The following is a 15,792-nucleotide window of genomic DNA, read 5'->3' as shown; positions in this document are numbered from 1 at the left end:
TTATTTTTTAGGCAGAAGACTACATTCTTCCCTGAGGCATTTTCGGCATGTTTCTCATCATCTTTGCCGCAGCGGCCGGATTTGAGAATTGCTTCATCACCTTACGCATGTCCTCAAACTGCTTGATCAGTTTAGTAACCTCCTCAACAGGTCGGCCCGAGCCTTTAGCGATCCTAAGCCTTCTGCTTTGCTGAATGCTATCCGGGTTTTCCTTCTCAAACGGCGTCATAGACTGGATGATCGCTTCAATACCTTTAAACGCATCATCTTCGATCTCGATGTTCTTCATCATTTTGCCAACGCCTGGGATCATCCCCATCAGATCCTTCATGTTGCCCATCTTTTTAATTTGCTGGATCTGATTATAAAAGTCGTTGAAGTCGAACTTATTCTTACGGATTTTCTTTTGAAGTTCCGCAGCCTCTTTCTCGTCAAACTGCTGCTGCGCGCGCTCTACAAGGGAAACCACGTCACCCATACCCAGAATACGGGAAGCCATACGGTCCGGATAGAATACATCCAGCGCCTCCATTTTCTCACCCGTGCCAATAAATTTAATGGGCTTGTTTACCACCGATTTGATAGAAAGCGCAGCACCACCGCGGGTATCACCATCAAGTTTCGTTAAAACCACCCCGGTGAAATCAAGGCGGTCGTTAAAAGCCTTGGCAGTGTTAACCGCATCCTGTCCGGTCATGGCATCAACAACGAACAGGATTTCATGCGGTTTAGTATTGGCTTTAACAGCGGCAATCTCATCCATCATCTGCTCATCTACCGCCAACCGGCCTGCTGTATCTATGATAATAACATTGTTATTCTGTTTTTTACCCTCGGCAATACCTTCCACGGCAATACCTACCGGGTCTTTCGAGTCGCGGTTTACATACACCGGCACACCAACCTGTCCGCCCAGAACCTCCAACTGATCAATCGCTGCAGGACGATATACGTCGCCCGCCACCAAAAGAGGCTTCTTACCTTTAGCTTTAAGGAAGTTTGCCAGTTTACCGGTAAAGGTCGTTTTACCCGCACCGTTCAAACCCGCAATCAGGATAATCGTAGGATTGTTCTTAAGGTCAAGCTCCGTAACCTCACCACCCATCAGGGAGGTCAGCTCATCGTTCATGACCTTGGTGAGCAACTGTCCGGGCGAGATAGACGTAAGAACGTTCTGACCAAGCGCCTTCTGCTTCACCTCATCCGTAAAGGTTTTCGCTGTCTTATAATTTACGTCGGCATCCAAAAGCGCCTTACGGATCTCCTTCATGGTCTCGGCCACGTTGATCTCTGTAATGCTACCCTGACCCTTTAAAACTTTAAACGCACGGTCCAGCTTATCCTGTAAATTTTCAAACATCTCTTAATCCTGTATTTATGGTGATTATACTCGCTCCAAAGTTAGTGAATTTTTTGACCCCACATAAGGCTTGTACCTGTTTACTTATCTCGGGAAAGTGAACCCAAAACCTAAGGAAAGGTTTTGACTGGCCTGTATTTCGCGGTCAGCATCTTTATCAAACAGACCTACGCCGTTGATCTGCACCCGCATAAACTTGTTGATCTGAGACTTCAAGGTAACATCCAAGCGGTGGTCAATATGCTCAAGCTGCCTGTCGTAAGGGATAAACATGTTATAACGAGCATAGAGGAATACATTCTTAAAGATTTCCTTATCGCGGAGTTCGCTGGTTACCTGAAAGGCGAGCTCATTTCTGAACGTTTGAGGAGGCCTTGCACCTTCACGCTTTCTTAAGCCGTAATTTCCGTTGTTAAACCGGGTGTTTATTACCGTTGTATCCAGCATAAACGTTTGTTTTGCCGTACCAGTACCGATCCTTGTTGAAAAATAAGGAACAGGTTTGTACTCAAAACCGATAGACTCCGTAAGGTATCCCGGAGACATGAACTTGGAAATCAGGGACGACTTCTCTTCCCCTTCTTCCCTGTAATAGGCATAACCCGCATCAAACTGCGTCTCAAGGGTTACCGATCCAAAGAAGAACCAACTCTTCGACAGCTGCAAACCCGCTTTGTTATCCCAGAAGATACGGTCTTTCGTTTTTTTCTGCAATTGGTCCTTATTTTTGATCTTACCGTATTCCAGCCTTACCTCGCTGGTATAGCTGTAGCCCTCCTTGCTGTAGGCTGTCCTGTAATTCAACATGCCACCCACGGCAAATGAGTTTACACCACCGGCTTTCCAGTTCTTCGAAAACGAGCCCTGATTTACATCTACGCCAATCTGCGTGGTCGTCTTCCAGTAGTTTACTTTTTCATCCACCACAACCGGCAATATCTGTACAGGTTTGAATACCATGGGCGTTATACGCACCGGGATAGGACTCCGCTTTAACTTAATTTCAAGTCCTTTAGTTTCAATAGGAAGCGTATCTATCTCCTGTGCAAACAGAGGAGATACTGCGCCGAGCAATAAAAAAAGACAGATCTTAAAAGGCTTCATTTTATACAAAGTAAAGCAAAAAAGTGACTTATTAAAAGTTTAATGCTAAACTAATTACGGGCATAAAAGTTTTCCAGTCAGAACTCTTCCATTTTTACCTTAGGCAAAGGAGGCAGGCGAAAAGCGGCCGGATTACGCTTATAACTCGCATAACTGTTCCTCAGATACACCACAAAAGCATAGTCAGACGCACTAAGCACAAACTCATAGGTAGGCCGGTATTGCTGCATAAAATCCTGCGCCTCGTAGTCACTGATGTTGAGAACCTGCTTCACATGTTCAGGCCTGAACCGATAATCAATGATCGACTCCCGATAGTCGCGCTCCAGAATCTTCTGCAAGTGCCGCGCATTTTTTCCCTGCCGGCTCAGCAAGTTATAAATCGCGTCTATCCCCAGACCAACGCCACCCATGCCCAAATTGAGAAGGTCTTTAGATTTACCCCTTTCAAGGGCATATTTATATTCGCGCTGTGTAAGCTCGTACTGTTCTTGAGGCGTCAGCTTCCTGCCCATGATGGAAACCTCTTTAAGCGTAATTCCGCGGGATTTAAGTTGGAATAGCACCGACGACTGCCCGTGGAACACCACTGTATCTACCGCATATCCTTCCAGAACGGCAAAGATTGTGTCGCCCGCAGCGGCACTGATCGCAAACTCACCCTTAGCATTATTATAAATGCCCTCATCGCGACTGCTGTTATAGATGTAAACCTTTGCCAGGCGCTGTTTGGAGTCTGTGTCAACAACGAAGCCCCGCAGGTTGCTCGTCTGAGCAAAAGCCCCTGCAATGCAAGAGCAAAAAAGAATAAGCAGGCCTAAAATCTTCATTGGATAACTCAAAGCTACAAGATAACATCATGAGCCGTAAAATATTAACATTATTTAACTACAATCAGTTTCTGCCCAATTTTAATTCCGGAGTCAGTCAGACCGTTCAGCGTTTTCAAGTCCTCCACCGAAATATTAAAACGTTTAGAGATACTGAAGAGGGTGTCGCCCTGTTTTACGACATAATTCTTTTCAGCTGGAACAGCAGCCGGATCAGGTGCGGACGTTGGTTCCGGAGTTGCGGGCGATACCACAACAGGCTTTTTGTCGCGTTGCTTATATGGGCGGTATACCGGCGCAGGCGGGATGTCGCTGTTTACCGGCGGAGCGGAGATTTTCAATGTGTCCGGCACTTTAAGCACCTGTTTAGACGGAGGCGTCTCCACGGGCTTAAACTTCTTGTCTTCTTTAGGAATGTTGGCATTGATCTCTGTAAACACCCTGTCCTCCCGCTTCAATTTTTCCGTTTCCGTTTCAGGCTGATCGTAGCGGTATAACTGATACTTGTCGATCAGGTTGATCAGCAGTTCCGGGTATTTAGGGTTGGTCGCATAGCCCGCCGCTTTCAATCCCATCGCCCAATTGCGGTAATCGTTTTTGTCGAGCTCGAATAAAGCACTGTAGCGTTTGCGCTTTAAAAATTCCGAATGGTCGCGGTACGACTCACGCGCGTCCTTATAGACCCGGAAACAATCATCCTTCTGGTCATCATCTTTATAATACCCCTTTCCCTTCCAGTCGGACGTACATTTTATGCCGAAGTGGTTATTAGCAAAGCGCGCCAGACTGCTGTTGCCGCTGGCCGACTCGAGGATGCCCTGCGCAAGCGTGATACTGGCTGGGATCCCGTACTTGTTCATCTCTTCAATGGCTACCGACTTGAACTCCTCTATATAAGACAAGGTTGTCCGCGATTTGTATTCAGGATTAGCTTTTGTGGCTTCCTTTTCAATTTTTTTATTGTTACGGCTGTATTGTCTCGTCTTACAAGACGAGAAAAACAGGATAATTGCAGCAATGCCCAGCAGTTTATATTTCATTAAAACGCTCGTTTTCAGTGTTAATTATTTTTTTCTAATGATAAACAGACCGTCCCTAACCGGAAGGATCAGCTTCTCTACACGGTCATCGGCAGCGATCTTGTCGTTAAAACCCGTAATGTTTTTCGTGTCCTTATCCTGTTTTTCCTGCAGCACCTTGCCGCTCCAGAGCACATTATCCACAATAATCAGTCCCCCGCTCCGCACCTGGTCGAACACCATGTCATAATACGTCCCATTGTTTTTCTTGTCGGCATCAATAAACACTAGGTCAAACACCTCGTCAATCTCCTGAAGCGTGCTTGTCGCATCGCCGATAATATACCTGATCTGATCCTTGAAAGGGGATGCCGCGAAGCTCTCACGCACCATGTCTTCCAGTTCTTCGTTGATGTCGAGCGTATACAGCATGCCATCATGCTGCAGACCTTCGGCCAGGCATAGTGTGGCATAACCCGTAAAGGTACCTACTTCCAGTATCCTTTTTGGAGAAATCATCTTGCTCACCATGCTCAGCACGCGGCCCTGGTAATGCCCCGAAAGCATTCGAGGCATCAAAACCTTCAGATTGGTTTGCCGGTCTATGTGCTTCAGTAGCTCGCTTTCCGGTTCACAGTATTGAAGCAGCAGTTGCTGCATATCATCATTGATCAGGCTCATATTGTGCTGTTATAAACGAGGGTGCTCCATAAAATATTGTAAAATGATCGTAGCCGAAATGGTATCAATACGCTCCTTGTTTTGCCGGTCCTGCTTCCTGATCCCGCTCTGCAACACCGTCTCATGTGCCAGTTTGGAAGTGAATCGCTCGTCGACCCAATACTGTGGAATATCCGGGAAAGTCTTTTTCAGGGTACGCGCAAAACCCTTCACATGCTGCGCGGAATCCGAAGGGGTACCATCCATTTGTTTCGGGTCGCCAAATACAAAAGCCTCCACAGTTTCCCGAGCCAGATAATTTTTCAGATATTGCACTAAATCCTTCGGATGCACGGTGTCCAAACCAGTGGCAATGATCTGCATCGGGTCGGTAACCGCAATACCAACACGCTTTGTTCCATAGTCGAAGGCCATAATACGGGGCATGGGTCCAAAGATAACCAATTATTTAAGTAACCACGTTTGGATATTGTTGTTGCTCGGGCAGTATTCCCGACTTCATTCTCTACGTTATTTTTACTATTTTGCATGCCATGCAGTTCAGGAAAATCATTGGTCAGGACGCTGTGAAGGCGCAGTTGATCCAGTCGGTAAACGACAACCGGGTAAGTCATGCCCAGCTGTTTTTGTCGTGCGATGGTAGCGGGGCGCTTCCTCTGGCCATAGCCTATGCACAGTATCTTAACTGTGGCGACCGGCATGAGGGTGATAGCTGTGGCAATTGTGCTTCATGCCGCAAGTATGAGCGGTACATCCATCCGGATCTGCATTTCTCTTACCCCTTCTTCGCTTCCAAAGATATACGAACGGCGGTAGATGTGCTCGAAGAATGGAGAAATATGCTGCAGGAAGATATCTATTTCGATATGGATACCTGGCGCTCCAGGCTGAACGCGGAAAACAAGCAGGCCAATATTAATATCGCCGAGTGCCACGATGTCATCAAAAAGTTGAGCTACAAAGCCTTTGAGGCGCCTACTAAGGTGCTTATTATGTGGCTGCCCGAGTATCTCGATAAAGAAGGAAACAGTCTCCTTAAGATCATTGAAGAGCCGCCGCAGAACACGTTATTTATATTGGTAGCGCATAATCAGGACCAGATCCTACCCACTTTGCTGTCTCGTACGCAAATTGTTAAAATACCTAAACTGGATGATGAGGTTATTGAGGAACACCTGCTGGAAAGCTTTGGACTGTCCGAAAACCAGGCGCGTGAGTACAGTTTTTTGGCCGACGGAAATCTGATTGAGGCGAAGCGGCTGGTAGTGAATACGCACAATGAGAATGCCGACCTGTTTTCCGGTTGGTTGAGGATGGGCTATGGCAACAGGGTGGCAGACCTGATTGGCTTTGTGGATCAGATCGCGGGCTGGGGCCGGGAAAATCAAAAGAACTTTCTGAAATATGGCATCAGCTTTATGCGGGAGTGCAGTCTGCTGCTCAGCGGCGCTGAAGACCTGGTTAAACTGCCCGCGAATGCATTAGATACCGCAAAGAAACTGTCGGCCAACGTGCTTAGTCTGGCCATGGCCGAAGCCGTGGTAGAGGAGCTCGAGAAAGCGCACTATCATGTGGAGCGAAATGCGAATCCTAAAATTCTGTTTTTAGATGTATCTTTACAGCTGGTTAAAATAATCAAATTTAAAACGTTCCCTTCGGGGACTCAACATATATTCAACTGATATGGGATGTGGAAGTTGCTCTACAGGAGGTGGTTGCGCACCCGCGGGCTGCAAAAGTAATGGCTCTTGCCTTACAAATGGCTGCGGTAAAATGGATGTTTACGACTGGCTGTCCAACCTGGATATGCCAACCAATTATAAGCCTTTCCCCATTGTAGAGGTTAAATTTAAAGGGGCCAGGAAAGAGTTTTTTGTGAATGCAGAGAACATTTATCTGGAAATAGGTGAGCTGGTAGCCGTTGAAGGGGCTACCGGAGGTTACGATATCGGGCACGTTTCGCTTACGGGCGAACTGGTGCGCATGCAGATGAAACGGCGTAAAACGCATGCTGATCAGGTAACCCGGAAGGTGTACCGTAAGGCTACGGAAGCCGATGTGCAAAAATGGAAGATCGCAAAGGATCTGGAATGGGAAACCATGCATAAGGCCCGGACGCTTGCGCTCGATCTCCGCTTATCGATGAAAATCAGTGATGTGGATTATCAGGGCGATAAGACCAAGGCGACTTTCTTTTATACTGCCGAAGGGCGTGTCGATTTCAGGGAACTGATCAAGAAGATGGCCGAAACTTTTAGGGTGCGTATAGAAATGCGTCAGATCGGTATGCGCCAGGAGGCCGGGCGACTAGGCGGTATAGGTTCATGCGGACGGGAATTGTGCTGTTCTACCTGGCTTACTAATTTTAAAACGGTATCTACCGCTGCTGCGCGGTATCAGAACCTTTCACTTAACACGCTTAAATTGGCCGGACAGTGCGGCAAGCTGAAATGCTGCCTCAATTACGAACTGGACACCTATCTGGATGCATTGAAAGATATTCCCGACCGTGTGGACAGTCTGCATACCGAAATTGGTGTGGCCCGTCACCAGAAGACGGATATTTTCAAAAAGGTGATGTGGTTCAGTTACCCGAACACGGAGGACTGGATTCCGCTTAAGGTTGATCGCGTGAAGGAGATCATGGCGATGAACAAGCGTGGTCAGAAGCCGGTTAATCTGAAGGAGGAAGCCATAAACCTTGCTCCGGTTGTTGTTGCCGAGAAAACACACGATTACGAAAATGTGGTGGGGCAGGATAGCCTGACCCGCCTGGACGATAAATCGAGAGGACGCGGGAACAAGAACAAGAACAAGCAGGGTGGCGACAGGAACAACCGGCAAGATAGAAATCAACGTCAGCAGAAGCCTTCACAAGCAAAACAGGGCGGTGGTGCTGGGCAGATAAAGCAAGCCGGACAAGGCCAGCCCGCTGCGCAAGCGAAGCAGGCACAACAGCCGAAGCCACAAGGACAGCCACAGGCCAAACCAGCACAGCCAAAGCCACAGGCCGTAACGGGAGTTGAAGGAGGCGAAGGACAACCGGCGGCAAACAGGAATCGTAACCGTAACCGCAACCGGAGAAATAAGCAAAAGGACAAGCCTAAAGATGAGTAGACCGGGGCTTCTTGTTGTTGCAGCCCTTCTTTGCCTGTTTTTTTATGGCTGCGAACCCGGCACAATTGCAGATACCAATGTGTCGGTACCCGCTCGCAACTGGACCTATGTAAATAAAGCACGTACGGTGGTCGACATCCAGGACATCAGCAAAGCCTACAATATCTATTTCAAGCTCCGTCATACTTCCGATTACAGGTATTCAAACATCTTTATACTGATGCATATGGGTGGTGCTGGAATTAAAAAGCATACACACCGGTACGAATACCGCCTGGCCGAGCCCGATGGCAGATGGCTGGGTGCCGGATCTGGAAATCTGTATACCTATACTTTTCCCTTGCTTACTAACTACCGGTTTACCAAGCCTGGTAAATATGCCATTGAGATTGAGCAAAACATGCGCGACAATCCTCTGAAGGAAATCAGCGATGTTGGGATTAAAGTATCACAGCAGGGGCAGTAACTGCTCAAGAGCCATTCCGCGCGATCCTTTTAGTAACACGAGGCTGTTTCGGACCGGGTGCTCCTGGAAATAATCTAATGCCTCGGCCGGGGTAGCGAAATACCTGCCGGGCTGCTTGTCGCGCAACCGGCTAAATGCCTCGCCTACAAAATAAAGCTCGTCGGCACCCACAGCGGCAGCTTCACCGGCAATGTTAGCATGCTGAGTTTCCGATTCATTACCCAATTCAAACATATCGCCTATAATAATCACCTTGCGGTTGGCGGTCAATCGGCCGAGGTTGCCCAGGGCGGCCGACATGCTGCTGGGGTTGGCATTATAAAAATCGCATATGACTTTATTGTAAGACGTTTCGGTCAACTGTGAACGGTTATTGTTGGGGTGATAGCCCGCCAGTCCCTCAGCTATCTGGCCCGCACTTACACCAAAATAATTGGCAATGCAGATAGCAGCGAGAATGTTCTCAAAATTATATGCTCCGGTTAAATTCACGCTGGCGTTGTAGGTGCCGGTGGTGTCAGACCAGAAGAGGCTGATCAGCGGATCGGCCGTAAGCAATTCGCCCCATACATCGTTTCCCGGATCTTTGCCGTAACTGATGATCTGCTGCAGACCGGCGATGCGGCCCATTTCCTTTAGGTGGGCATTGTCCTGGTTAACGAAAGCTTCCCTGCCGTGGTTTGCCAGGTAGGTGTATAACTCACCTTTACCTTTTTTAACGCCCTCGAATCCGCCAAAGCCTTCCAGATGGGCCATGCCCACATTGGTGATCATGCCGTGGGTCGGGTCGGCTATACCGCAAAGAAATTCAATCTCCTTCTGGTGGTTGGCGCCCATCTCAATGACGGCGATTTCCGTGCCGCTTGGTATAGACAGGATGGAAAGCGGCACGCCTATATGGTTGTTCAGGTTGCCCTGGGTAGCGAAAGTGCGGTATTTAGGCAACAAAGCAGCATTGATAAGTTCTTTTGTGGTCGTCTTACCATTCGTGCCGGTCAGCCCCACAACAGGTATATTGAGCTTGCTGCGATGATGCCGGGCCAGGTCCTGCAAAGCGCTGAGCACGTCGGGTACCAAAATGCAGCGATCGCTCGTTTTGTATTTGATATTGTCGACTACCGCATAGGCAGCTCCCATCGTTAAGGCTTGTTCCGCAAAGGTGTTCGCGTCAAATTTATCTCCCCTGAGGGCGAAAAATAAACAGCCAGGCGTTATCCTGCGGGTATCGGTACAGATCAGCGGGTTTTTCAGATAGTGTTGGTAAAGCAATTCGGTGCCGGTCATAGCAGATAGTTAATGCGCGATAAAAATACACGATGAACAATAAACAAAAAATTTATCTTTAGTAATTGTACAACAAATTTTATGGCCAAAAGTATTCTGCTTTTTTTTGCGTCCCTCCTCCTGGGCAGCGGTGTACTTGTAGCCCAGGTAAGAACGCCGGACGACTACCTGGGTTATGAGTTGGGAAGCAGATTTACAAGTCACGACCAACTGATCGCTTATTTCAAACACGTAGCGGCGGCCGATAAAGAGCATATAAAGTTAATCAGCTACGGCACCTCCTATGAAGGGCGCGAACTGATCGCTGTGATAATATCCTCCACGGAGAATATGAGCAGGCTCGAAGAGATCAGGCAGCAGAACCTTCGTCTAAGTAAAGGGCGTTTTGCCGGTAAAGCCTTGAAGGGACAACCAGCCATTATGTGGATGAGTTATAATGTTCACGGTAACGAAGCTAGCACGTCAGAAACGGCTGCAAAAACCCTGTACGCGCTCACCGGGGGCAGGACGAATGAGATTGAGCGCTGGTTGAGCAACACAGTGGTCATCATAGATCCCTGTCTGAACCCCGACGGCCGGACACGCTACCTGAACTATTTTAATGAAGTGAGCGGTGCTGCGCCTAACCTTAGTCCGCTGGCCAGAGAGCATAACGAACCCTGGCCGGGCGGTAGGAGCAATCACTATTACTTCGACCTGAACCGAGACTGGGCCTGGCAAACGCAGCAGGAGACGCGTCACCGCCTTAAGCTATACAGGCAGTGGATGCCTCAGGTGATGGTCGACTTCCATGAACAGAATTATAATGAACCCTACTATTTCGCCCCGGCCGCGGAGCCTATTCATGTCGATGTAACGCCATGGCAGCGGGAGTTCCAAACCATTGCTGGAAAGAACAATGCAAAATATTTTGATGAGTATGGCTGGCAGTATTTCACCAAGGAACGTTTCGACCTGCTCTATCCTTCGTATGGCGATACCTATGCCTTATATAATGGCGGCGTGGGCATGACCTACGAACAGGGAGGTATAGATGCCGGTCTTGCCGTAATCACCCTGCAGGGCGATACCCTTACCTTAAAAGATCGCATCGCACATCACTACACCACCGGACTGGCTACGCTGGAAACCGTTTCGCGGCATGCCGACAAACTAGTCCAGGAATTTAAAAGCTATTTTGAGAAGGCATTGATCGCTCCTCCGGGGATTTATAAGACATACGTAGTGCGTGGGGTAAATGGGGGCAGACTCCAAAAATTGGCCGAATTGCTCGACCGGAACGGGATAAGCTATGCATATGGTCAAAACACCGCATTGAGGGGGCTGAACTATGAAACCGGAAAAACAGAGCAGTTCCAGCCCGGGCGGAACGATCTTTTTGTGAACCTGCACCAGCCTGCGGCTATGCTGGCCAACGTGCTGTTTGAGCCGCGGACAGAAGTGCGCGACTCCAACACGTACGACATAACGGCCTGGTCGCTCCCTTATGTTTATGGCTTACCAGCATATGCAGTAAAGGAGTCTGTGAAAGGACTCTATCCATCCCCGGATACGGCAACGCAGAAAACAGTCGGGCCGCCCGCCGTACGGCCATACGCCTGGGTGGTCGACTGGAATTCGCTTACACATGCCCGGCTACTGATCGATTTGCAGGCCGCGGGAATTAAAGTGCGCGTAGCTGAAGAGCCGTTCACCATTGCCGGGAAGCAGGTTGCCGTAGGTGCGCTGCTGGTATACCGGGCGGAGAATGAAAAGAACATCCCTGGTTTGGTCGCGAAGATTGAAGCTTTGCAACGTAAGCATACCATTGTGTTGCAGGCTATAGCGAGCGGTTACGCCGAAAAAGGAAAGGATCTGGGTTCGTCGGCCTACCCCGTTCTAAGAGCCCCTAAAATTGCCTTGCTGGCTGGCTCCGGTAGCACAGCCCAAAACGTGGGGGAGATCTGGCATTTTCTGGAGCGTGAGCTTCGCTGTCATATTACCACTGTGAATATCGAGTCGCTCGACCTGATTGACATACGGAATTTTAACGTATTGATTGTTCCAGATGGCCTATACGACGCAGGAATAAGCGAACATTTGCAGGACTGGATTAAGGCGGGGGGTAAATTGATTTTGATAGACCGCGCAGCGGATGCGGTTGCAGATTGGAAGCCCTTTCAGATCCGCATACGTGAAGCAGGTAAAGAGAACAGTTTGCCCGGGGCAATTTTCAAGCTCCAGATGGACGCTGCCCACCCGCTTTCAGCGGGAATTGAAAAGTGTTATTTCGCACTCAAAACGGATGACAAAGTTTACGAACCTCTTGAAAAAGGAAAAAACGTGGGGTCATTTCATTCGGGAAGTTACGTGTCCGGTATAGCCAGTAAAGCAGCCTGCCAAAAGCTAAATAGCGGAATGCTGTTTGGTGTAGAAAAGATCGGCTCGGGAACCGTTATATATCTAGGAAACAATATTTTATTTCGTTCTTTCTGGGAATCCGGCAAACAAATCTTCGCCAACGCTGTTTTTCTAGTTAATTAGCAGCAACAGGGCTGTATTAGAAAGAAAGGAGGGCAAATTCCTTAAAACGTTAAAATTTGTTAATCATTCTGTTTGTTCGACGAGGGAATTCCCAAACAGAACAAAATTCTATTGAATCAAATTGAATAAAATAAAATTTTACGTGCGCATTTGTTAGTCGGTTTTTAGATTCCTGTATTCTGTCATTGTTTTGTCATTAAAAGCTGCTTCGCGATGAAATAGCTATGCATGCATACTAAAATCCCTATATTTAGCGCAATTATTAACTAACCTAAATTTTTAATTTTATGAAAAAACTTCTACAAAGTTTGTTCATAATCTTGTGCATGGCATCCACGGCTATGGCGCAAGACCGAACAATTACTGGTACAGTTACCGGACAAGACGATGGTCTTCCGCTTCCGGGCGTTTCTATTTTAGTAAAGGGTACAAAAGTTGGTACTCAGACGAGTTCCGAAGGCCGTTACGCGATTACAGTTCCGGCAGGCTCTACAGAACTTGTTTTCTCTTATCTTGGTTATGTATCGCAAACAGTTACACTGCCTTCAGGCAATGTTGTCGATGTTGCTCTGGCATCAGATTCACAAGCTCTCTCAGAAGTGGTTGTTACTGCACTGGGAATATCGAGGGAATCAAAGTCGCTTGGCTATAGCGCTTCGGTAATCAAAAGCGAACAGCTCACTGAAGCACGTTCAACAAACGTATTGAATTCTCTTGCCGGAAAGGCTCCCGGGGTGCGGATCAATTCAACCTCCGGAACGCTTGGAGGTTCAGCAAAGATTGTCATCCGTGGAGTCAATTCGTTGGGAGTAAATAATCCTCTTTTTGTCATTGATGGCGTACCTGTTACTGACGGGACATCTACTGGAGGTACCACGGCCAATAATGTTGACTATGGAAACCGTATCGGTGACTTAAGTTCCGACGACATAGAATCTATGACCGTGCTGAAGGGAGCTGCTGCTACCGCGCTTTATGGTTCTAGAGCTAAAGACGGTGCTATTATTATCACTACCAAGAGAGGTGCAAAGGGGTCTAAGACATCGGTTAGTGTTAATTCATCTGTACGTTTTGAAAGTCCTTTGATATTGCCGGATTTTCAGAACGAATATGCACAGGGCATTTATGATGAGACCGAGGACGCGTACATCTATGACTTGAGATACTCTAACGGTTGGGGACCAAAAATTTCTGATGTTCAAGGCCAGCAGTTTACGGATTTTCTTGGCCGGCAGGTTACACTTAAGGCATATCCTAATAATGTTAAAGATTTCTTTAACACCGGAGCCTCTTACATAAACAACGTGGCTTTCGCTGGCGGAGGCGACAACTCAGACTACAGGCTGAGTTTCACTGCTGTGAACGAAAAAGGAATTATCCCTGAATCTAAACTTGGGAAATATAACTTTTCTGTAAATGCGGGACGCGAATTCAGTGAAAAGTTCTCCTCAAGATTTGTTGCAAGCTATAACCGCATCAACGCAGACGGAAGACCTTCTCAGAGTTCCAACAATACAAACATTATTACATCCGCTATTTATTCGTTACCGAGGGTAGTTGATATTAATGACGTAAGAAATAATGTGATTGATGAAACCGGAAAACAAATTTTCCTTACGACGGACAGAACAGGAAACAACCCTTACTGGATTATGCAGTATAACAGAAACTCGAATAAGGTGGATCGTTTTCTGGGGTCTTACACGTTGGATTATAAACCGCTCGACTGGATAACGATCACCAATACTTTAGGTGGAGATATTTATACAGAAAAAAGATCTAGTGTTACCCGGAAAGGAACTGCTGGTACAACGAACGGTGCGTTTACAAATACTGACATTTTCCAGCGTCAGATCAACAACGACTTGGTTGAAGACTTCGACTTTCAATTGGTTGTTGGTGGTAACATCAACGAGCGGTCGTCCGAAAGCACAGTAGTTGACGCGAGGGACCTTACTATTGATCAGTTGTATAACTATTCGAACGCCGTTCGTACAGTGCCAACATTAGCTTACAGCAAAAGACGACTTTTGGGCGCTTTTGCAGCATTCAGTGCCAGTTATAAGGACTTCCTTTATCTCGATGTTACCGGAAGGAATGACTGGGCTTCTACACTACCTATAAATAATCGTTCATATTTCTACCCTTCGGTAAGCGGAAGTTTCTTATTCTCCGAATTGCTCAAAGATAAGAATATGGATTGGCTGAGTTATGGAAAGTTGCGGGCTAGCTGGGCAAGTGTCGGAAGTGACTTGCAGCCATATAATTTGGATTTCCAATATAATCCGGTAACAAGTGTATTCATGCAGTATGTAAGTTCTTCAGCGCCTATTTTCCCGATCGGAGGTGTAACTACCGCATTCACCGGCCCGCGGATTTTGCCTAACGCTGATCTGGTTCCTGAAAAACAGAACTCTTACGAGTTGGGTGCAGATGTTCGCTTTCTGGCAAATCGTATCGGCTTGGATTTCACCTATTACAACACAAGAACTACCAATCAGTTGATCCCGATTGACGTTGCTATCTCGACAGGTTATTTCTCTAAATATGTTAATGTTGGCGCCATTAGAAACAAGGGTGTCGAAATAGGATTAAACCTGGTCCCGGTTAGGAGTTCTGATTTCGAATGGAACGTTACCGGTAATTTCTCAAAGAACGTTCAGCGTGTGGAGGAACTTGCAGAAGGCCTAACTGAGTATAGCCTTGCAAGTGGTTGGAGCGGATTGCAGATAAAAGCTGCCGTTGGCGAGGGCTTCGGTTTATATGGACTCGGATGGGAAATGGATCCAAACGGTAATCATGTTATAGATGCAGAAAGTGGATTGAAGAATCCTTCGGCGACAGCGCAGCGTCTGGGGGATATTTATCCGGACTGGATGCTAGGAGTTAACAACCAGTTCCGATACAAAAACTTCACTTTGAGTGGACTTATTGATATCCGCCAGGGCGGAGTGTTCTATTCAGGTACGGTAAGTAACCTCAGAAGCGGAGGCTTGGCTATAGAGACAGGTGGAGACCGTACGCCTATCGTCGATCCGGGTGTAAATTTTGTAGATGGTGCTTATCAGCCAAATACTACTCCGGTTAAGAGTATGCAGGAATACTGGGGCAATGAAGCTGGTGGCAGCAATACAGCCGGAAGTATATTCGATGCATCGTATGTAAAATTGAGGGAGATAAGGTTTTCATACGCATTGCCTGCTAGTCTGTTTAAAACGAATTCTGTATTTAAGTCCGCCGAAATCGGTGTTGAAGGAAGAAACCTCTGGCTAATAAAAAGTCATGTGCCGCACGTTGACCCAGAGCTTAACTTCTTCGGTGCAGGATCTGTTGGTGAAGGAGTTGAATTTAACAGTATTCCTTCAACTAGATCTTTTGGTATGAACTTGAGATTCACCTTTTAATTTT

At 47.3% G+C, this 15,792-nt stretch carries 12 protein-coding genes; 5 read left to right on the top strand and 7 right to left on the bottom strand.

Annotated elements, in window-relative coordinates; all coding sequences use genetic code 11:
* Positions 1 to 19 precede the first annotated feature (19 nt).
* From ffh to ruvX, 6 genes are all read right to left on the bottom strand, one after another.
* On the bottom strand, positions 20 to 1,360 hold the full coding sequence (gene ffh, locus J3P40_RS02630) for a signal recognition particle protein (protein ID WP_256002634.1): 1,341 nt from the start codon (positions 1,358 to 1,360) through the stop codon (positions 20 to 22).
* 84 nt (positions 1,361 to 1,444) lie between these two features.
* The gene (locus J3P40_RS02625; RefSeq protein ID WP_256002632.1) at positions 1,445 to 2,464 is read right to left on the bottom strand and encodes a DUF3078 domain-containing protein; all 1,020 of its coding nucleotides are present in this window, start codon (positions 2,462 to 2,464) and stop codon (positions 1,445 to 1,447) included.
* 77 nt (positions 2,465 to 2,541) lie between these two features.
* The gene (locus J3P40_RS02620) at positions 2,542 to 3,294 is read right to left on the bottom strand and encodes a hypothetical protein (protein WP_256002630.1); all 753 of its coding nucleotides are present in this window, start codon (positions 3,292 to 3,294) and stop codon (positions 2,542 to 2,544) included.
* A 50-nt stretch (positions 3,295 to 3,344) separates the two neighbouring features.
* Positions 3,345 to 4,334 carry a glucosaminidase domain-containing protein gene (locus J3P40_RS02615; RefSeq protein WP_256002627.1) on the bottom strand — a complete coding sequence of 330 codons (990 nt, stop codon included), beginning with the start codon at positions 4,332 to 4,334 and terminating at the stop codon, positions 3,345 to 3,347.
* Positions 4,335 to 4,358: 24 nt separating this feature from the next.
* A complete protein-coding gene (locus J3P40_RS02610) occupies positions 4,359 to 4,994 on the bottom strand; it encodes an O-methyltransferase (RefSeq protein WP_256002625.1) in 636 nt (211 codons plus the stop codon).
* Between the two features lie 9 nt (positions 4,995 to 5,003).
* A complete protein-coding gene (ruvX, locus tag J3P40_RS02605; protein ID WP_256002622.1) occupies positions 5,004 to 5,420 on the bottom strand; it encodes a Holliday junction resolvase RuvX in 417 nt (138 codons plus the stop codon).
* 107 nt (positions 5,421 to 5,527) lie between these two features.
* On the opposite strand from ruvX, the gene J3P40_RS02600 reads away from it, so the two are divergent.
* From J3P40_RS02600 to J3P40_RS02590, 3 genes are read left to right on the top strand one after another with little or no spacing between them, the layout of a single operon-like run.
* Positions 5,528 to 6,676: a DNA polymerase III subunit gene (locus J3P40_RS02600; protein ID WP_256002620.1), complete on the top strand. Its 1,149-nt coding sequence runs from the start codon at positions 5,528 to 5,530 to the stop codon at positions 6,674 to 6,676.
* A 1-nt stretch (position 6,677) separates the two neighbouring features.
* Entirely contained in the window at positions 6,678 to 8,111 is a 1,434-nt protein-coding gene (locus J3P40_RS02595) for a PSP1 domain-containing protein (RefSeq protein ID WP_256002617.1), read from the top strand.
* Positions 8,104 to 8,577, top strand: coding sequence for a gliding motility lipoprotein GldH (locus J3P40_RS02590; protein ID WP_256002615.1), 474 nt, complete (start codon positions 8,104 to 8,106; stop codon positions 8,575 to 8,577). The genes J3P40_RS02595 and J3P40_RS02590 overlap by 8 nt, the downstream gene beginning before the upstream one ends.
* Here the strand turns inward: J3P40_RS02590 and J3P40_RS02585 are convergent.
* Positions 8,560 to 9,861, bottom strand: coding sequence for a UDP-N-acetylmuramoyl-tripeptide--D-alanyl-D-alanine ligase (locus tag J3P40_RS02585; protein WP_256002613.1), 1,302 nt, complete (start codon positions 9,859 to 9,861; stop codon positions 8,560 to 8,562). The two genes, J3P40_RS02590 and J3P40_RS02585, sit on opposite strands and share 18 nt — an antisense overlap.
* Positions 9,862 to 9,942: 81 nt before the next feature.
* Here J3P40_RS02585 and J3P40_RS02580 point away from each other — a divergent pair, with 81 nt between their 5' ends.
* Positions 9,943 to 12,384 carry a M14 metallopeptidase family protein gene (locus J3P40_RS02580; protein WP_256002610.1) on the top strand — a complete coding sequence of 814 codons (2,442 nt, stop codon included), beginning with the start codon at positions 9,943 to 9,945 and terminating at the stop codon, positions 12,382 to 12,384.
* A 287-nt stretch (positions 12,385 to 12,671) separates the two neighbouring features.
* A complete protein-coding gene (locus tag J3P40_RS02575; RefSeq protein WP_256002608.1) occupies positions 12,672 to 15,788 on the top strand; it encodes a SusC/RagA family TonB-linked outer membrane protein in 3,117 nt (1,038 codons plus the stop codon).
* Positions 15,789 to 15,792: the final 4 nt, after the last annotated feature.

Origin of the sequence: Pedobacter deserti (genome assembly GCF_024436415.1) — a bacterium.
Lineage (GTDB): Bacteria > Bacteroidota > Bacteroidia > Sphingobacteriales > Sphingobacteriaceae > Pedobacter > Pedobacter faecalis.
This window is presented reverse-complemented; position numbering and strand designations above follow the sequence as displayed.